Genomic DNA, 19,348 nt, shown 5'->3' with positions numbered 1-19,348 from the left:
AGAATAAGGTGGATGTGTAAAGACAACACATTTCAACTTACAGGAGCGATGAGAAATGAAACCATTCCCTATGCAAAAAGGAGCGTCCCTTACGTTATCTGCCTTATTGATAGGAACGCTGATACTTCCTACTTACGGTTGTGCGGAAGCAGGTTTGGATCAGGCAATCACGCAACAACAGAATACGGATCATGCCAAAATAAAAGAAGCGATTGATAAAGCTGCTGCCAGCGAAAACATTCCAGGTGTCCTCTTTGCAGTAAAGAAGGGAAATGATTTCTGGTCGTATGCTTCCGGCGAAGCGAATATAGAAAGTAAGAAACCGATGGAAGCTGACTTTTCATTTCGAATCGGGAGTATAACGAAATCGTTCGTCGGTGTAGTGACCCTGCAACTAGCTGAGGAAAAGAAGCTAAGCCTCGATGACTCCGTGGAAAAATGGCTGCCAGGTGTCGTCCAAGGAAACGGATATGACGGTAACAAAATTACGATTCGTCAGTTATTAAATCATACGAGTGGAGTGGCAGACTACTTAGATGGTGAACTCAAGGAAAGTTTAATCCAGAACTCCACTCAAACGTTTACAGCAGAACAACTCATTTCTCGCGCATTAAAGCACACACCAACCACGGGTGGCTATTCGAATACGAATACAGTGCTGATGAAACTCATTATCCAAAAGGTCACAGGAGAAACGGTTGCCGAACAAATCAAGAAACGAGTGATTGAGCCGCTTCAACTAACAGAAACGTTTTTCCCGGAAAACTCTCAATCCATTCCGAAAAACAGTCCGAATGGATACTTTAACAATGCCGGTACATTAATGGATATGACTGACCTTAACCCTTCGTTTGCAGACGCAGCAGGGGCTATGATCTCGACTACGAAAGATTTAACAACGTTCTTTAGTGCTTTATTGGGCGGAAAATTGTTAACACCTGAGATGCAGAAAGAAATGTTAACCACTGTTTCTAATCCATACGGGAAATTCGGACTCGGTATTCAGGAAGTAACATTGCCGAATGGCACTACCATATGGGGTCATCTAGGTGGCATTCCTGGATTCACCAACTTCGCAGGTGGAACAAAAGACGGCGAGCATGTGATCGCGATGAGTATCAATGCATTAGAAGGTACTGTTTCTCATATGGAGAACATCCAGATGACTGAATTCTCGGGACTAGCGATGCAACCATCCACCCCGGATCAAGTAGCTCAACAACACGGGAAAGAAATGAAGGACTTCATTGATCAGAAAGCAAAAGTCGAGGGAGTCCCTGGAATCATTGCTGCTGGGTTAAGAGACGGAGAATACTGGTCTTATGCAGCGGGTGTAGCCAACCTCGATCATAAAAATCCGATGGAGCCAGACTTTACTTTCCGTATTGGCAGTGTCACAAAGGCGTTTGTTGCTACCGTTGTTTTACAGTTGGCTCAGGAAAAAAAGCTGAATCTGGATGACTCGGTAGAAAAATGGCTCCCGGGTGTGGTAAAAGGCAATGGGTATGACGGCAACAAAATCACGATTCGTCAGTTATTGAACCAAACGAGCGGGATTGCAAGCTACACGAGTACAGAAATGCGGTACGCTACCTCGTTCCCTCAATATACCGTTGATGACCTTGTACGTATGGGACTGGCTAAGCCGCCAGTATTTCAACCAGGGGCAGGCTTTGACTATTCGAATACAAATACCGTACTAGCTGGTCTTGTTATTCAAAAGGTGACAGGAGAAACGTACGATGTGCAGATGAAGAAACGGATCCTCGACCCGCTTCAGATGACAAATACATCCTTTAGTGGTAGTAATCCAAAAATCCCGGGCCAGCATGCCACAGGCTATAGCTTGAATCGGGCAGGGAAACTGTTTGATTTCACAGAGTATAATCCTTCATTCGCGAATGCTGCGGGGGAAATGATTTCGACAGGGAAGGATTTGACCACCTTTTTTAGTGCGCTTTTGGGTGGGAAATTATTAAATGACGAGATGATGAAGCAGATGACAACAGGTGTGGAATCGCCTTTTGGCAAATATGGACTGGGAATTTATGAGGTGACACTGCCGAACGGAAAGACCTATTGGGTTCATGGAGGCGGCATTCATGGGTTTGAAACGTTAGTGGGTGGTACCTTAGGCGGGAAGGATATTTTGGTGACAAACATCAATGCGGTCGGTCCAGAACCTGTCGTCACTAATCAAGCCATGTTCGAAAAGGAATTTAGTCGTTAAGTTAAGAAGGCTTTTGCCTTGGGAACTCCAAGAGCAATAAGCCTTTTTCCTTTTCAATTATATCTATAAAATTATTTATGTATATGCTATTAAAACATAATTTGTTTTATCGATAACTCGACCTTAGAATAGCAACTGTATCCCAATCAAAAAATACCATTTCTATGACCCCATCAATTAAATAGGTACTGACATTGCTCCTTCAAGTGGCTGCGGAATGTTTTCTAAATCAAGTATATAGTTTGACATGCTTGGTTAAATAAGGACTCAGAGCTTCAGCATCATTCCTAAATAGTGTCTGCCCTTCTTTAATCAAGTCCCGTAAAATCAGAGTGATATCTATAACATTCTGAAAGATGACTGCATTCGCTACAAGATCGTTGTACTTGATGCGTTTTTCCTGTTCTTCTGGATCATTCTCAGCGATCACGCCATCTCCCCCAAAAAAGAGCCACTTGGAAAATCCATTGTATGCTTCCACTTTATTTGTACTGGCCGTTATTTGCTCACGTAACGTAATATCTGAAATGTATTTCAGGAGGAAAACGGTCCGAACAACGCGTCCTAATTCCCTAAATGCTTGATAGAGTCGATTTTTCTTACTCTCGTTACTAAGTTTCCGAAGTAAGGTTGACGGTAGAATTTTACCCTCCTTGATTGACAGAACTACCTGTAAGAGATCTTTCCAATGGGTTTCAAGTAAATCCCAATCCACAGTATCACTGAATAGTGGATCTATGTGTTCGTATACGGTGTCTTCACTTGGCCTGAAAAATATGAGATCCTTCCAATTTCGAATTCTAGGCATTAGGTTGATCCTTAACAGGTACGCTAATGCGAAAACAGGAGTAGATTGTCCTTGGGTATCAGCGTGCAACGTATCAGGTTGGATGTCTGATTTGTTCTTTAGTAGGCCATCTATTATGTAGACAGCTTCCCATACTCCGCAGGGAATGAAGTGACTAGATAAAGCAATGTAGGTATCTGAAATATGATGATAAGCAATTCCGCCATACCCACCATAACGAATATGATATTCAGATAACAAATTTTCTTCGTACAAATCGAACTTCGTTCCGTCTGCAGCAGCTGTCTTCCCGTCTCCCCATAGTTTAGGCAGGCTTAGTGTATTGTATTGGTTCAGAATGTCACGTATGGCTGCATCGATCTTCTGGGCAGTTACATGTCGGCGGTTTACAAATGAGAGCATATGGGGTGTAACTAAACTTCGCATATGTTTGGATGTTTGGGCTGGCCCAAGATTGCACCCGTATCCATCGGTAATCCGATCAGGAAAATGTCCCATGCGTTCGCGCAGGTGTGAGTTATAACGTAAATTGAGACTGTTTATAAGATAGTTTGAGACTGTTTATCTCGGACATTCCGTCGAGGGCAGAGGAAACGGTCGGGGCCGAGATGGCAGCAAGCTGGCACCGGAATAGGAAATTTCCGGTGCCAGCTTGCTGGTGTTCTTAATGTGATGAAGAGCCAATGAGTTGCTCGGCAATGCTTTTGGAAAGAGTCAACGTATTAATTTCAGAAGGCATCGCATTGATATTAAGGGTTTGTACATAATCCCCGCCGCGAGTTCCACCTGCGAACGTTGCGAATCCTGGAAAGTTGCCGCCATGCCCCCAAATCGTAATACCATTCGTCAGCTTTGTTCCAACGATCCCCAAGCCGTATTCACCTACTGGAGTTTCAACCCCAGTTAACATCTGATCTAAAGTAGCTGGTTTTAATAGCTTGCCACTAAGTATAGCACTGAAGAATGTATTCATATCATCCGCTGTGGAGATCATAGATCCCGCAGCATCTGCCCAAGAGGGATTCATTTCGGTTCTGTCTATGAATTGACCGTCGAGTACGAAGTATCCTTGTGCATGTTCACCTGGAATAAACGAGTAATCGTCGGGTACATAAGTGCTCGTTAGCTTAAGGGGAGCTATGAAACGTTTCCTAATATGTTCCCCGTATGTTTCTCCAGTAGCCTTCTTAATAATCATCCCTGCCAGTACCGTATTCGTATTGGAATAAACCCATTTCTCTCCAGGCTTAGAGGTTGCCTTCATATTCAGTCCAGTACGAACTAATTCGTCAGCAGTAAAGGAATGTAACGGGTTTGGGAGTAATTTATCGAGAATATCCTTGTGTTCTGAATAGTCAGGAATACCGCTTGTTTGGTTTAATAGTTGCCGAATCGTGATATGATCCCCTTCATATTCAGTACCCTTAACAACATCAGGCAGCCATTTTTCTATCGTGTCATCCAGGTTCAGTTTTTGTTCATCAACAAGCTGAAGAACGACCATTGCAGTAAACGTCTTTGTTAGACTACCGATCCGGAAAGTAAAGTTCGTCTTAACCGGGTCAGTACCGTAAATGCTTGCTTCACCGGAAGCATATGCCCATTTTGATCCTTTGTTTGAGGAAGCTACAATTATGCCCGGTATATTTTGATGGTTAGCAGCTTCATCGATAAGTTGCTTGGCTTTGGTCTGCGAATCTTGACTGTAAGTAGTAACGAGGGGATCCGCCTGCTTTGCAAAACCAGTTCCTTGTAATGGCAGTAATAGAGTCGCGGTAATCATTGTCGATACAGTAAGCATAGAAATTTTGTTCATTTCGTTTCTCCTTTTGATTAAAGAATCGTATTATTCATTCATTCGTTGCGAAGCGATTTGTCTCCCCGAGTATTGCAAAGTAATTGTCATACTGCCAAGATGCCATTATGTCACCATGATGCGTTTTTACTGTCATATGACGGCTTATCGCCCGATTAGGACGGGATTATGATGGTATCATTAGAGAATGGAAGAAAATCACAGAAAGTTAATGGAGGATCAATTTTTAAGCCTTCTTTCCTACGTAGCTGAACAGGAACGAAAAAAAATAAGCAACGGCAGGCGGAAGGAATAGAAGTTGCCAAAAATAACGGAGTGAAATTCGGACGACGTAAGCACGAGATTAATGCAGAGTTCATTCAGTTGTATGGGGAATGGTAGTCCGGATCAATCACAGCCACCGAGTGTATGAAGCGCCTTAACCTTAAATCCAATACCTTTTATCGACGTAAAGGAATATGAAAATCAGATAGATCCTATGAGGAGAGGAACACATGGCATCTATTGAACGTACTGCCTACCCGCGATTTAAAAGAAACCCTACTTCAAAAGAGCTCCATGAAGTATATACACCCACATCGGAAGAAATGCAGTTCGCTCATTCAGTAGCCCGTGGATCAGCCCCGGTTATGAGCCTACTGGTCATGATGAAGTCTTTTCAACTCCTTGGGTACTTCCCACTTCCAAAAGATATACCGCCTATCATAGTTAGTCACATCCGTTCTTCGTTACACCTATCATCAGAATTAAAAACGGGTGATTTGTTTGTAAAAGGCTCCGAAAACTATGCAGATTATCGAGAACAGCTCCTTTCATGGGAAGAATGTGAGCCGATGGTAGCTGACTATTGTAACGAACTGGGTTTTGATCACTCCCCTCATGGATTTGTGAAACAATTAAAAGAATGGCTAGCACATACGGCTGAACGGGTTGATCAACATTATCCGGATAATGGTCAAGTAATCATTAATGAAAAAGGGGAACCTACCCTTAAACGTATATCGAAAAAGGAAGGTTCTCCAACTCTAAAAGCGCTGGAATCTACGATTACTCAACGATTACAAGAAAGAAATATTCTTGACATCCTCTGTAATGTTGAACACTGGACTCAATGGACGAGGCATTTTGGACCTTTATCTGGCTCGGCTGTACCCCATATAGATGGCAAAACAAATCTTGATGGTAGTCACCAATCATACAGATATGCAGGAAGGCAAAAAGACAGGAATCTGGCTGTCCGAGTTTGCAGAGGCTTATCTGGCCTTCGAAAACAAAGGCTTTGAAATCACCGTAGCAAGTCCATTGGGAGGAGTAGGTCCGATTGACCCTGGCAGCGTGGACGACCAAACACCGCAAGAAATCTTGGACGCCGCCAAGCATCTGGAAAACACCAAAAAGCTGGATGATGTAACAGCAGACGGCTTCGAGGCCATTTTCCTTCCTGGTGGTCATGGCACGATGTTTGACCTGCCAGATAACCAAAAGCTCCAACAATTACTGCGAGATTTTTATGAAGCAGGAAAGATTGTAGCCGCTGTTTGCCACGGTCCTGCCGGGCTCGTGGGTGCGACCTTGTCAAATGGTCAGCCACTGGTTGCAGGCAAGCGCGTGAATGCTTTCACAGACAGAGAAGAAGCAGCGACAGGCTTGGGGTCCTACCTTCCGTTCCTTTTGGAGAGCAAAATCCGCGATCTCGGTGCCATTTTTGTAGCGGCACCAAACTGGAGCACCCATGTAGAAGTCGACGGCAACTTAATTACTGGGCAAAATCCCCAATCTACACTCGCTGTCACAGAAGCAGTAATAAGCAAATTAGGTGAATAATACACGTGAGGCTGATAGACGAAACACATATCAGCCTTTTCTTTCAACGAAAGGAGGGCTACTCACTACCATGGCAACAGAAAATATGGCCCGTCACTCTGAACAGGCACAAGCCACTCGCAAAGGATCAACTCTCGCCTTGTACGCTCTGACACTCGGGGCATTTGCGATCGGGATGACAGAGTTCATCATTATGGGGCTGCTTTCCGAGGTAGCCACCAGTCTGAATGTTTCCATCCCGATGGCTGGCTTCCTGATTACCGGATATGCATTGGGTGTCGCTATCGGCGCTCCCATCATCACGATGGCAACACACAGAATGCCGCGCAAAGCACTTTTGCTATTTCTTATGATTCTATTTATCGCGGGAAATGCGTTAGCCGCTCTCGCACCGAACTATACGGTTTTGATGCTGGCTCGCATCCTGGCTGCTCTTACTCACGGATCGTTTTTCGGTGTGGGTTCGGTCATTGCCGCTGAGCTGGTTCCCAAGGAAAAACGCGCGGGTGCCATCGCGATCATGTTTACTGGACTGACACTGGCCAATATTTTGGGTGTACCGATTGGAACATTTCTGGGGCAAGCGTACGGCTGGCGCTCTACCTTCTGGGCAATCACGATGATTGGGATCATTGCGTTGATCGGAATCGTTATGCTCGTTCCGAAGGTCACCAGTGCAACAGCTAGTCTGCGGCAAGAGCTCGGCGTGCTCAAACGCCCAGCGGTTCATATCGCGCTTTTGATGACCGTATTCGGATTTGGTGGCGTATTTACTGCGTTTACGTACATTTCGCCAATCCTGGTGGATATCACGGGCTTTTCCCCCAGCTCTGTTTCGTACATCCTCGTCCTGTTCGGCGTAGGGATTACGATCGGGAATATTTACGGAGGAAAATTGGCAGACCGCAGGCTGTTTCCTTCCTTGCTCGGGATACTTGTCGCTCTCGCGCTCGTTCTCGCCGTGTTCAGCTTTACGGATCAAAATAAGATCCTCACCTTGATAACCGTATTCCTTTTGGGGATTGCCGCATTTGGTACGGTTCCTGGCTTGCAGCTCCACATGCTGAACACAGCCAAAGAAGCACCTACGCTCGCCTCGACACTAAACATCGCGGCCTTCAATCTGGGAAATGCGCTTGGTGCCTATATTGGGGGCGTCGTGATCGATTTTAACTTTGCAGGAGGTCTTTCTGCCGTTCCTTGGGTCGCTTCACTCGTGACGGTCATCGGAATTTTGTTTACGATATGGGGAGCGCAATACCAGAAACGTCACAGGTAAGAAGGGATAGCCAACATGGTGGACTTTGAATGGTACCGTAGCTTTATCAGCATCTATAAGCATAGCTCTGTATCGGAAGCTGCCAAATGCGCGTCATCGCCTATCTCGGTGTCGCTTCCAAGATACTCGAATTTCTGCTGGAGGAAAAAGTAGACCTTATCGTCATGTCGCAAAAGCTTTCCGCGTCAAGCGTCGAATATATTCCGTACATGCAAGAGGAGTTTGCTTTGGTGGCACCTCCCGATTACAGTGAACCAACGTTTGACGACAAAGAGTCTTTTGAATCGTGGCTATGCTCCCAGCCGTGGATCAGCTATGATTTGGATTTGCCGATCATCCGCCGTTTTTGGCGCGAGCATTTCCAAAAGCGACCACAAACGCATCCGACACACGTCATACCGGATTTGCACAGTGTGCTGAAGGCTATCGAGCATGGCGCTGGCATCAGCCTGTTGCCCACGTTCATGCTGGATGAACATTTGTCCAGAAACAAAGTAAAGATTATGTACCCGTCCTTTACTGTTCATAACGATCTGTATCTGGCGTATCAGGTGAAAAACCGGAATCTGCCTCATCTGAAGACATTGATTGAAACGTTGAAAAAGACGGTTTAACCTACACTTTTGTCCAAGCTAGAGAAAGGGCTGTAATCCTATAATGGATAACAGTCTTCTTTTCATCTCTTTTTTTCTAAAAACAAAACCCTTGCTTTTTTATCAATTGAGTAGTAAAGTGATAATAAGCTCAGCGAAGGGAGGCAAACTAACATGCGTAATAACACGATAGGCTCGTTAATCTGGTTACGCTTGATGCGGTTTACCACCCAAAGCAACCAGCTTTCAAATGAGTTTCTCAAACGCTTCGATTTAACAACAGCTCAATTCGATGTCCTGATGCAAATAAGCGTCTACCAGCCTCTTACCCAGTCGGAGTTAGCTGAGAAGGTAACCGTTACACAAGGTGGTATTTCTCGGATGCTCGTCAGACTTGAAAAAGAGGGCTACATTGTACGCAAGCAGGATTGGAAAACGAAAACGATCAGCTTAACCGAAAAAGGGGAAGCCGTACTGGAACAAGCCTTTCCTGAACAACTAGCGTTTCAGTCTTCATTCTTTGATGAGGTACTAAGTGAAGAAGAACAAAAAATGCTTTACACCCTAATGACACGCGTTCATAAAAATAGCCAAAAAAAAGAATTACCGCCTGTGTAATTTTTTTTACACCATCACTTGATTAGTCAAGTTAAACAAGGAGTGACTACCATGTACACCATTCCAGGCCATCACCATGTATCTATGTTAACCAAACATGCTCCATCAAATAATCACTTTTATCAAAACGTATTGGGACTGCGCAGAGTGAAAAAAACTGTCAACCAAGACGATCCGTCGATGTATCACTTGTTTTATGGAGATTTGACAGGCAGTGCCGGAACAGAGCTGTCATTTTTTGAAATGCCGATGGTAGGAAAAACCGTACGCGGCACAAACGCGATCACTCGAATCGGACTGCTCGTTCCATCACAGGAGAGCTTGACCTTTTGGAAAAAACGCTTTGAACAATTGAATGTTCACCATGGCGAGATTACCAAGTACGCTGGCCGCGATGCCTTGCATTTCGAAGACCCGGAAGGCCTGCGAATGATCCTGATCAATAACAACGGCGAAGAAATTCCGTCGAATTGGAGTGCATGGGGCGAATCCGTGATCGAAGAAAAGCATCGCATCTTGGGAATTGGCACGGTTGAGATTACCGTCCGCTCCTTGGACAAAATAGCCAGTCTGTTAACAGACACATTCGGCTACACAGAAGTATCACGCTCGGAGCAAGAAGCCATTTATCAATCCGTCCCTGGGAAATCCTTTGGTGAAATTGTCATCAAGCAGGAAGAGGGAACCCCTGAAAAACCGGGTCGAGGAAGTGTTCATCACTTGGCGATTCGCGTGAACAACGATGAGGAGCTGCAATACTGGGATGACGCCGTTCGAAAACACGGTTTCCGCTCAACGGGGATTGTGGATCGATTCTACTTCAAAAGCTTGTATTTCCGTGAGTCAAACGGGATTTTGTTCGAAATTGCAACAGACGGTCCTGGCTTCACAGCAGATTCAACCGTCGAGGAGCTCGGAAAAGCTTTGGACTTACCTCCATTCCTCGAGGAACGCCGGGCAGAAATTGAAGCGAAACTGATACCTATAGACTAAAAGGAGTGAATCAACATGGAACAATATCGTATCGACACTAAAAAGGGACTTGAATTCGGCTTGTATTCGATTGGCGACCATGTCCCGAATCCACACACCGGCTCCAAGATTTCTTCTGAACAACGCATCAAGGAATTAATCGAGGCAAGTAAGCTGGCAGATGAAGCAGGGCTTGATGTATTCGCTGTCGGCGAAAGCCACCAGACGTATTTTACGACGCAGGCGCATACCGTCATTCTGGGTGCGATCGCACAAGCTACGAAAAACATTAAAATCGCCAGCTCCGCCACTGTATTGAGCACATCTGATCCGGTCCGCGTATATGAGGATTTTGCTACCTTGGATCTGATCTCCAATGGTCGGGCAGAAATTGTTGCCGGACGCGGTTCCCGAGTAGGAGCGTATAGCCTCCTCGGCTACGATGTGCGCGACTATGAGGAATTGTTTGAAGAGAAAATGGACCTTCTTCTCAAGCTAAATAACGAGGATCGCGTTACGTGGGAAGGGCAGTTCCGTGCACCGCTAGAAAATGCTACGATCCTGCCTCAGCCTTTACAAGGACGTCTTCCTATCTGGCGTGCAGTAGGGGGACCACCCGCAAGCGCGATTAAAGCTGGTCAAGCTGGCGTGCCTATGATGCTGACCACACTTGGAGGTCCAGCCATCAACTTCAAAGGCTCCGTCGATGCTTACCGGGAGGCAGCCAAGCAAAATGGGTTTGACCCAGCGACCTTGCCAGTAGCGACAACGAGTTTGTTTTATACAGCCGACAAAACTTCGGATGCGCTACGCGAGTACTATCCGCATCTAAACGGTGGGTTTATCGCATTGCGTGGCGGTGGCTATCCGAAGCAACAGTTTGCACAGTCTGTCGATTATCGTGATGCATTAATGATAGGCAGCCCTGACGTCATCATCGAAAAAATGCTTTACCAATACGAGATGTACGGACAACAACGCTTCATGGCGCAAATCGACTTTGGCGGCGTACCTTTTGATAAAATCGCGAAAAACATTGAGCTGATTGCAACGAAAATCTTGCCAGAAGTGAAAAAGCATACAACCAAATCGTAACAAAAAGGAGTGGCACCTATGAAAATCGTCGGAATTGCAGGTTCTAACGTAGGTTCGAAAACAAGAACAGCAATGGATTTGACACTCAAAAAAGCACGGGAAAAATACCCCGATGCAGAAATGACACTGCTTGACCTGGCAGAGTACAATCTCGTCTTCAGTGACGGTCGGAATTACACGGATTACGAAGGCGACACCAAGTTCGTGACCGAAACCATCATGGGAGCCGATGCCCTTATCATTGGAACACCTACATTCCAAGCATCCATCCCCGCGACATTGAAGAACATTTTTGACCTGTTGCCCGTCAATGCATTCCGGGATAAAGTGGTCAGCGTATTGGTCACAGCAGGAACATCCAAGCACTATCTCATGGCAGAGCAACAGTTGAAGCCGATCCTGTCTTATATGAAGGCACATATCGTACCCACCTATGTCTTTATCGAAGAGAAGGACTTCAACCGCAAAGAAATCATCAATGATGATATTCACTTCCGTCTGGAGCGTCTCGTCGAGGATACCGTACTGCTCGTCGATGCCTATACACGGATTCGGGAGCAAAAAGATGCGGAGTACGATTTTTAATCGAATGGAATTTATCTCAAATTAGAGAAACTCGATTCAGAGACATCATCCCAAAGAGTTAGGAGGTGATTGTCATGTAGCAGACGCCTGAAGGCTTATACATGACACCATCTAATTCAAAAACAAAAATTCTAGGAGGAATTATCCATGACAACGAAAAACCACAATGTAATTGATGTAAACGACGCTGCTCTGTTGTTGATCGACCACCAAAGCGGTTTGTTCCAAACAGTAGGGGACATGGATGTGCCAACACTCCGCCGAAACGTGATTGCCCTTGCTAAAGTGGCCAAACTGCTGAATATCCCGACACTCACAACTGACTCTGTACCAACTGGCCCGAATGGCCCATTGATCCCAGAAATCGCCGAAATCCTGCCAAATAACGTGTATGTACCGCGTAACGGTGAGATCAATGCTTGGGATAACCCTAATTTTGTAAAAGCAGTTGAAGCCACTGGAAAGAAAACCCTGATTATTGCAGGTACACTCACTAGCGTTTGCATGGCGTTCCCTACCTTGTCTGCACTGGCAGAAGGCTACAAAGTCTTCACCGTTATTGACGCATCGGGTAACTGGAGCAAAATGGCGACAGATATTACACTGGCTCGCGTCGTGCAAGCAGGAGCAGTTCCTATTGATACACTCGCTGTCATGTCCGAATTGCAAAAAACATGGAACCGCCCAGATGCCCAAGAGTTCGCAGAAATCTATGCGGAAGTAATGCCAAACTACGGCCTGCTGATCGAAAGCTTCCAAAGAGCGTTTAAAGAGGGCCAGGCAGCTAAGTAACCTGCCATCCAACAACCATCATATTTAAAAGACGCGGATCTTCTTCTCACAAGGAAAGAAGGTCTGCGTCTTTTTTATTTTTCTATCTTCCGCTTCTGTCCAACCAAACCAAAGAAAAACATATCGACCCACTGCTCCATACTCAACGTTACTCGCTCACGATTCGATGCTTCCCAATGCCGTCCCAGCTCATTTTTGTACATCATGAAGTACATCATCATCATTTCTTCTGTCAGATCACGCTGAATATAACCTTCCTGTTTCCCAAGCGCGACAAACTTCGTAAAAAAATGCCTGATTTTTTGCTCGTATTCGTTTTCGATGCGTTGCAGCAAGCCACTTAGTTCAGAAAAGGGGGTGTTCTGAAGCTCGTCCGTGAGGGTATGCAAATTCTTGGCTTCCAACAGCATGATGTCCTTTGTCTTTTCAGGAAAAGAACTCCCCGAATCGAGAATCCTCTCATACTGCTCCAACTGCTTATCCATCCAGTTCATTAGCATGTCCGCGTAGAGCTGTTCTTTTGTCCCAAAGTAGTTATAAATGGTCGCCGGAGAAACCTTCGCGTTCTGCGCAATTTCATTTACGCTGACTTTTTGAAAGCCATGCTTGGAGAACAATGGAAAGGCGGCGCTGTATATTTGATCGATTTTGTTCTGTTTTCGTCGTTCGAACCCGTTCATCTTCTCCACCTCTTTCTGTAGTGTAGCTCAGGTTTTAGAGTAATTCAACGGATTGACTACAAAATCATTGAAATAAACTGACCTCGATAGTTATAATTGTTTTGTAGTAATGAAGTACATTTACTACATATTTTTAAAGGATAGGAGTGAATTTATCATGAAACAAATACGGATTCCCGCTTTTTTGCATGACGTCTTCGGTGAAAAGCAGAGCATTGGCTCGATCGCAGCCATCCTGCTGTTCGGCGGAGTCCTGACCACTGCTCTCTATTTACGATTCCCTGAACTCACGGAGAGCTTGCCCATTTGGCGCAGCACGCTGGCATTGTTGCTTGTATTCGATATATTTTCTGGCTGCCTAGCGAATTTTACGATCTCAACCAGCAATTTTTATGCAGCACGTAAAAAAAATCGCCTCGTCTTCATCGCTATTCACGTCCATATCATCCTGGTTGCCCTTCTCTTACAACAAAACCTCGCGTATTCCATAGGAGTATGGGCTTATACGATTGTAGGAGCTTTTGTTGTGAATGCTCTTTTTGGGCATCGTTCGCAGCTGTTTGTCGCAGGCATTCTCCTGTCTGTTGGCCTTGGCTGGATACCATTGCTGCCGGGTATGCATCCGTTTCTGTTGATCACCTGCTTATTCTTTATGGTAAAAGTGTTGTTTAGCTTTGCAGTCAATCATTATGGGAAAGTAATCAACGACACAGGTACTGAGAAATGAAGACTTCCTACCGCATATCCAAACTCACAAAGTCGGATAAACCCGCATTCGTCTCACTCATGAGCAGGGCATTTTCGCGTGATCCTTTCTTTCTGCACGTATTTGGGAATTCAGAGCTCGATCATACAGCAAAAAAAGGCGTAACAGCTTTTCTGTCCTTTCTGTTTGATAAGAGCTTTCTGTTTTATGAGGAAGTATGGGGCATTTTTGATGAAGACAGCTTGCTCGGCACTTACGTCGTCGAAAAGCCACAAACCAGGAAGCTTCCGAATATAAAAGGGGGCTTGCTGTTAATCGGTATGCTAATTCCTTTAGTATTTCAACTGTCTGGAAAAACGCTGATGCTCCTTAATTCATATATGCGCATCACACGTTCTGCCGCTCCTCCATGGAAGCATCACTACCTCATTATGATTGGCGTAAAACCGGAGGCTCAAAGCAAGGGAGTCGGCAAAACCCTAATGCAACACCTGTTTCAAATCATAGAGGATGACCACGAATCGCAGGGAATCGCGCTGGATACGGAAAAGGAAGAGAATGTGGGTTTGTATCGCAAACTAGGATTTACGTTACGAGAACAAACCAAAATCGATAATGTACCTGTGTATTGTATGGTCTATCAAAAAAATCGCTAGAATGACGGATACATGCTGCCGCCACTTCGCATTATGTTACAATTATTGTAAGAAATACGAACACCGAAGGAAGCGAGTTGATCTTATGAAAAAGAAAGTGATCCTGGCCGGCGGCACTGGCTTTATCGGCAAGTATCTGGCAGACAAATTCAATCAACTTGGCTATGAAGTAATGATCATCGCAAGAACTTCTCCTCATATAAAGTGGGACAATCACGCAAAAATCGTGGAAGCTTTGGAAAATTCCGAGCTGCTCATCAACCTGGCGGGCAAATCCGTCAACTGTCGTTACCATGATCAGAACAAGGAAGAAATCTTGAAATCTCGGACAGAGACCACTCACATACTCGGCAATGCTGTTTTGGCTTGCGAAAATCCGCCTTCGCTCTGGCTCAATTCCAGCACAGCCACCATCTATAGGCATGCGGAGGATCGTCCCATGACAGAAGCAAGCGGGGAGATTGGAACAGGCTTTTCCGTCGATGTCGCCAAGCAATGGGAATCTGCCTTCTTTTCCTTTGATTTGCCGCATACGAGACAAGTAGCCTTACGCATGGCGATCGTGCTGGGTGAAAACGGCGGGGTTATTGATCCATACAAAAATCTCGTTCGCTTTGGACTCGGGGGTGTACAAGGGTCTGGCAACCAGCGTTTTAGCTGGATTCATGTCGAAGATATCTTTCAGATCATTCTCTTTTTGAAAGAGCGAACTGACTTAAGCGGGGTATTCAATTGTTCTTCTCCACATCCCGTCACAAACCGTGAATTCATGCAGCATTTTCGCAGCGTGATGAATCGGAGCTTCGGACTGCCTTCTCCCAAATGGATGCTGGAAATGGGGGCCATGATGATCGGAACGGAAACAGAGCTGGTGCTGAAAAGTCGCTGGGTCATTCCAGAAAGGCTTGAGCGTGAAGGGTACCAGTTTCGCTTTGCCCATATTGATAAGACGTTGCAGGATATCTTGAAATGACCGATATTGCCTTTGAGCTTGGATTCAGTAACCCCGTTTCCTTTAGCAAAATGTTTAAGCAGCATGAACGCAAAAAAACCACCAAGGGGGTGGACTAGAAAATAGCCGGTGATACCCTTACTTGGATAAACACCGGCTTACCAATAAATTTTAAATCACAATGCTAAATACGACCTTTATAATCGTCTATCTTCTTCGAGAACATTCCCTAAAACTATATACACAACACCTAAAACAGGGATCAAAACAGTAAAAATAAGTCTCACAATCAATGAAGAGATACCAAAAAAATCTGCAATACCACCACAAACACCTAGAATAGATTTGTCAGTAGAAGATCTTTTCAACTGTCTCTTCATTAATTAATCTCCTAACATTTAATTTGAATATTCATTCATTATTTCGTGTCAGATAAACTAAGTGTAGTGTCATAATCATCGTTTCCTACATTAAAATAAAGTTTCGCCGTAGCTGATACAGGTGGTAGAGGTAGACTGAATGTATAAGTAAAATCCATTTGACTATAAGCATATTTCGAACTAGTTTCTTTTGCTCTGTGTATAGTCACAGTAGGAGTAGTAAAAGTTCCTCCAATTACGGCAACAGTCGGATTATAAGCTTTTGATATAAAATCATTATTGATACCTTTTACAATAGTATAGTCGTTGTAGTAAGAATAATTGACAGTTCCTGTAGCCCAGTAAGACTCAACTGTGTAACTCCCAGGAGCAACCGACTTAATCCCTGAATTTACTGGTCTAACTCCATACTTTATTTTAGAACCATCAGCAAAAGTAACTACTTCAGACTGATCTAAACCTTTCTCAATATTAAAAGACCTTTTATTAATAGTCTTTTGGATATTCTCCTCTTTCATAGAATCCAATATTTGACCGTTTTCTAATTTCTTTATTAAAGTATTCTGTGTTTTTTCGTCTATACCCAATTCATTAAAACTATGTTTTAATTCTGCAATATGAGCTTGACTAATCTTAGAAACACTTCTAGTTTCTTCTGCAAAGATGCTTTGAGAAAAAATACCTAACGTTAACGCAAAAATCGACATAACTGAAACTAATTTTTTCAAATTAATCACTACTCCTTCTGGATAAATTCTACAAATTTAACTAATTCCCCTTTAAATGCATTGAAAATACTCCTCACTTGCCACCCATGCTTTCAGGTAATCCCAAGTTACAGCTTTGCTAAAGACCTGCGGTAGCCTTTTTATAGTTAAATAATCCCTCCTTATTCTTATTAACAAACTGTTTGCACCCTTACAGTAACACGCATTCCAAAAAAAACCTTTTTTCACTTTTTTCGATAAAAGAGATATTTCTCGAAAAAATTTTTCTTTTTTATAAAATTTAGTGTAAAAATGTAAAATCAAGTTATAATTCACCATAAATGGATAAAGTAGGTAGGTGTTCCGCTTGATTGGTGATCTTGTAAAAGAATACAGAGGTCGTGCGAATTTGACTTTAACTGAATTATCGGAGAAGACTACTCTCTCTCATGCTACCATCAGTAAGATCGAAAATAACGGCGTTCAGAGACCGAATCCACGCCATCTCCTTACACTAGCTGAGGTTCTGGGGATACCCTTCGACCAGATAATAGGCGGTTGTGTTAACTATGTAAGAAACCCTGAAATGCTGAGCCTCTTGCTGGACAAGGCTATCACTCATAAGCATCACAGATTAATTCAGAAAATATCCGAAAAAATATTAGAGTGTACCAGAATGGATACATTTCAGACATTAGACCACCTTTACCAATATGCCGGTCTAGTGAAAGATGTAAAAATTCAAGTGCTGCTTTACGATACGATTTTGAAATACGCTCGTGAGCATGGAACTCCTGTTTATCTTGCCCGCGCGCTTTTCCAAAAATATTTGATTAAGCGTAAAGACTTAGCTCGACGAGAACAGTCCTACAACGAAGGAAAAGAGGTAGTGCACTACTTGAATTACCTCCATGAAAATGATCAGGTAATTGCTCTCTACCGACTGGGATTACAAGCGTTTAGTTTGAAACTGTACAGTGAATGTATTGAATTTTGTCGAAAGGGATTGTCCAAAAATCAGGAAGTGAGTGAGTTACAAGCAGCAGCAACTTTGGCAACTTGCAATTCCTATTTGTTTTTAGAAGATTACATACTTGCTAGCGTTTATCTGAAGGAATATGAAAAATTCGATTATCCATATGTACAAGAAAATGCCGAATATCTACGGGCCATTATTTATTCCAAAACCGAAGACTATAGAAAGGCAACTCCGTTATTTGAGAAGTGCTTGGAACGCTCAAAACCAGATGCACGAATTCCCATTGCAAACGACTTACTGAACATTTTTCTTAAAATGGAGGATGCTAACGCAGCACGAAATATTTTTCACCAAGAAGCCGCTATTTTACCCGCTAAGATCGAAACACCATATATGTTCGATCAAGTAGGACTCTACTACAGCTTAAAAGGGAAATTCTTGATCGAGCAAGGCATGTTTGATGCGGGAATAGAGTGTTTACAGAAGAGTATTCAATATTACGGTGAAATTGGTGCTCATAGCGAGATTATCGAAAATACATCACTAATTATTCGTTCTCATGTAGTTCACGGAAAAATGTTGAATTTAGAGGTGTTACAGGAACTCGACAGCCTATATAATGTAATTATTAGAAAAAATTGAGGGAGATGGTGATTACATGAAAAAGAAGGCGTCTTTCCTGCTAGTAGCATTATCAATGGTGCTTGGTTCTTTTCTAGCAATTGATGTTCCGTATAAAAACAGCAATAATGATTCTCTTTTAGCAGTTGATGTTCCTTATGGAATTAGTAAGGAAAAGTCTAACTCTCCCCAAAGAGTTCCAGACCCTGGTTATTAAAGTGTGCGGCCTATCTATACTTGTTTGCCCGGTGAGGTATGGTAGCCTCACCGTTTTTTATTGTGGTCCGCTAATATCGTTTCGTACTTCGTTTAGATAGTTCCAGTTCGTATCCCGAACAGTAAACAATCAATAGACAGAAACGTCGGAATCCTCAAAGTCGGGCGTTTTTTGCTGTTTTTGGGGATAGAAATCATCACGATTAATCCTTTCCGGGTAGGAAGCAGTTTTTTTGGCGTTACGCTATGCGACTTTGCCGCACAGCGCCGGGGGTCGGGGAATCACCCGATAACCAGAGGGCCTAGCCGGGCGCAAGCCCAAAGCCCTCTAGGTTCCTGTGTGCTTCTTTTTCCCTCCGACCCCTAAAACGCAAGAGACAGAAGAACCTAGAAAGCCCTGAAAAGCCCCTGTAGGCAGTTCAGGGAGCACTTCGGGGGGCGGCATTTCACCTTTGCTATTCAGAAAAAAAGTGATTTTGGATAAGAAATAATCATCGGGTTCGTTTATGCTGATAAGGAAACGCGAACTAAAGGGGGACTTTATCATGAAAACGAACCTGATTCAAAAAGTAGGGCAAATCGGCATCCCTGTCAAAAATCTGGAAAAAGCCGTCCATTTTTACAAAGAGCAGCTCGGGCTCCCTCTTTTGTTTCAGACAGGCAATATGGCGTTCTTTGAATGTAACGGACTTCGCCTCATGCTGAGCCTACCGGAAAAAGAGCAATTTGCACACGCCAGCTCCGTCATTTACTTTCACGTGGATGACATTCAAGGCGCTTTTGAAGAATTAAAAAATAGGGACGTTACGTTCATCGACGAGCCACATCTCGTAGCCAAA

At 43.9% G+C, this 19,348-nt stretch carries 19 protein-coding genes and 3 pseudogenes; 17 read left to right on the top strand and 5 right to left on the bottom strand.

Annotation, left to right across the window (positions count from 1 at the left end; all coding sequences use genetic code 11):
* Positions 1–55: 55 nt before the first annotated feature.
* Positions 56–2,230 (top strand): serine hydrolase domain-containing protein, encoded by a 2,175-nt coding sequence (locus tag HP568_RS27700; protein ID WP_173630781.1) that lies wholly within the window; start codon positions 56–58, stop codon positions 2,228–2,230.
* Positions 2,231–2,407: 177 nt separating this feature from the next.
* On the opposite strand, the pseudogene HP568_RS27695 reads toward HP568_RS27700, so the two are convergent.
* Together HP568_RS27695 and HP568_RS27690 are read right to left on the bottom strand one after the other, a co-directional pair.
* Positions 2,408–3,503 (bottom strand): annotated as a pseudogene (locus HP568_RS27695) (transposase); the annotation flags it as partial.
* Between the two features lie 199 nt (positions 3,504–3,702).
* The gene (locus HP568_RS27690; protein WP_173630780.1) at positions 3,703–4,854 is read right to left on the bottom strand and encodes a serine hydrolase domain-containing protein; all 1,152 of its coding nucleotides are present in this window, start codon (positions 4,852–4,854) and stop codon (positions 3,703–3,705) included.
* Positions 4,855–5,006: 152 nt separating this feature from the next.
* Between HP568_RS27690 and HP568_RS29935 the strand changes: the two are divergent.
* From HP568_RS29935 to HP568_RS27650, 10 genes and pseudogenes are all read left to right on the top strand, one after another.
* Positions 5,007–5,362 (top strand): annotated as a pseudogene (locus tag HP568_RS29935) (recombinase family protein); the annotation flags it as partial.
* Positions 5,349–5,999: pseudogene (locus HP568_RS29930) on the top strand (DUF4158 domain-containing protein); the annotation flags it as partial. The pseudogenes HP568_RS29935 and HP568_RS29930, both read left to right, overlap by 14 nt.
* 16 nt (positions 6,000–6,015) lie before the next feature.
* Entirely contained in the window at positions 6,016–6,678 is a 663-nt protein-coding gene (locus HP568_RS27685; protein ID WP_173630779.1) for a type 1 glutamine amidotransferase domain-containing protein, read from the top strand.
* A 70-nt stretch (positions 6,679–6,748) separates the two neighbouring features.
* Positions 6,749–7,957: an MFS transporter gene (locus tag HP568_RS27680; protein ID WP_048035404.1), complete on the top strand. Its 1,209-nt coding sequence runs from the start codon at positions 6,749–6,751 to the stop codon at positions 7,955–7,957.
* Positions 7,958–8,043: 86 nt separating this feature from the next.
* Positions 8,044–8,571 carry a substrate-binding domain-containing protein gene (locus HP568_RS27675; RefSeq protein WP_254551573.1) on the top strand — a complete coding sequence of 176 codons (528 nt, stop codon included), beginning with the start codon at positions 8,044–8,046 and terminating at the stop codon, positions 8,569–8,571.
* A gap of 153 nt (positions 8,572–8,724) precedes the next feature.
* A complete protein-coding gene (locus HP568_RS27670; RefSeq protein ID WP_048035405.1) occupies positions 8,725–9,168 on the top strand; it encodes a MarR family winged helix-turn-helix transcriptional regulator in 444 nt (147 codons plus the stop codon).
* 51 nt (positions 9,169–9,219) lie between these two features.
* Positions 9,220–10,161, top strand: a complete 942-nt coding sequence (locus tag HP568_RS27665) for a ring-cleaving dioxygenase (RefSeq protein WP_173630778.1) — start codon at positions 9,220–9,222, stop codon at positions 10,159–10,161.
* A gap of 15 nt (positions 10,162–10,176) precedes the next feature.
* Positions 10,177–11,235 carry an LLM class flavin-dependent oxidoreductase gene (locus tag HP568_RS27660; RefSeq protein ID WP_173630777.1) on the top strand — a complete coding sequence of 353 codons (1,059 nt, stop codon included), beginning with the start codon at positions 10,177–10,179 and terminating at the stop codon, positions 11,233–11,235.
* Between the two features lie 18 nt (positions 11,236–11,253).
* Positions 11,254–11,820 carry an NADPH-dependent FMN reductase gene (locus tag HP568_RS27655; protein ID WP_048035408.1) on the top strand — a complete coding sequence of 189 codons (567 nt, stop codon included), beginning with the start codon at positions 11,254–11,256 and terminating at the stop codon, positions 11,818–11,820.
* A 147-nt stretch (positions 11,821–11,967) separates the two neighbouring features.
* Entirely contained in the window at positions 11,968–12,612 is a 645-nt protein-coding gene (locus tag HP568_RS27650) for a hydrolase (protein WP_048035409.1), read from the top strand.
* A gap of 74 nt (positions 12,613–12,686) precedes the next feature.
* On the opposite strand, the gene HP568_RS27645 is transcribed toward HP568_RS27650, so the two are convergent.
* A complete protein-coding gene (locus tag HP568_RS27645) occupies positions 12,687–13,292 on the bottom strand; it encodes a TetR/AcrR family transcriptional regulator (RefSeq protein ID WP_173630776.1) in 606 nt (201 codons plus the stop codon).
* Positions 13,293–13,449: 157 nt separating this feature from the next.
* Between HP568_RS27645 and HP568_RS27640 the strand changes: the two genes are divergently transcribed.
* The 3 genes from HP568_RS27640 to HP568_RS27630 all read left to right on the top strand — a co-directional run bounded on the left by HP568_RS27640 (position 13,450) and on the right by HP568_RS27630 (position 15,627).
* Positions 13,450–14,019, top strand: a complete 570-nt coding sequence (locus HP568_RS27640; RefSeq protein WP_048035411.1) for a hypothetical protein — start codon at positions 13,450–13,452, stop codon at positions 14,017–14,019.
* Positions 14,016–14,654: a GNAT family N-acetyltransferase gene (locus HP568_RS27635; protein WP_173630775.1), complete on the top strand. Its 639-nt coding sequence runs from the start codon at positions 14,016–14,018 to the stop codon at positions 14,652–14,654. The genes HP568_RS27640 and HP568_RS27635 overlap by 4 nt, the downstream gene beginning before the upstream one ends.
* Positions 14,655–14,739: 85 nt before the next feature.
* On the top strand, positions 14,740–15,627 hold the full coding sequence (locus tag HP568_RS27630) for a TIGR01777 family oxidoreductase (protein ID WP_173630774.1): 888 nt from the start codon (positions 14,740–14,742) through the stop codon (positions 15,625–15,627).
* Between the two features lie 176 nt (positions 15,628–15,803).
* Here HP568_RS27630 and HP568_RS27625 read toward each other — a convergent pair whose 3' ends face one another.
* Both HP568_RS27625 and HP568_RS27620 read right to left on the bottom strand, forming a co-directional pair.
* Entirely contained in the window at positions 15,804–15,986 is a 183-nt protein-coding gene (locus HP568_RS27625; RefSeq protein ID WP_048035414.1) for a PspC domain-containing protein, read from the bottom strand.
* A gap of 38 nt (positions 15,987–16,024) precedes the next feature.
* The gene (locus HP568_RS27620; RefSeq protein WP_173630773.1) at positions 16,025–16,714 is read right to left on the bottom strand and encodes a DUF5626 family protein; all 690 of its coding nucleotides are present in this window, start codon (positions 16,712–16,714) and stop codon (positions 16,025–16,027) included.
* Positions 16,715–17,060: 346 nt separating this feature from the next.
* On the opposite strand from HP568_RS27620, the gene HP568_RS27615 reads away from it, so the two are divergent.
* The 3 genes from HP568_RS27615 to HP568_RS27605 all read left to right on the top strand — a co-directional run.
* A complete protein-coding gene (locus tag HP568_RS27615) occupies positions 17,061–18,314 on the top strand; it encodes a helix-turn-helix domain-containing protein (protein WP_053079649.1) in 1,254 nt (417 codons plus the stop codon).
* 16 nt (positions 18,315–18,330) lie between these two features.
* Positions 18,331–18,510, top strand: a complete 180-nt coding sequence (locus HP568_RS27610; RefSeq protein WP_048035417.1) for a hypothetical protein — start codon at positions 18,331–18,333, stop codon at positions 18,508–18,510.
* A gap of 544 nt (positions 18,511–19,054) precedes the next feature.
* Positions 19,055–19,348, top strand: a 294-nt coding sequence (locus tag HP568_RS27605; protein WP_173630772.1) for a VOC family protein, incomplete at its 3' end; no start/stop codon positions are given.

This window comes from Brevibacillus sp. MS2.2, assembly GCF_013284345.1.
GTDB classification, from domain to species: Bacteria; Bacillota; Bacilli; order Brevibacillales; family Brevibacillaceae; genus Brevibacillus; species Brevibacillus brevis_C.
Note: the sequence above shows the minus strand (reverse complement) of the source record. Positions and strands in the feature narration are given on the sequence as shown.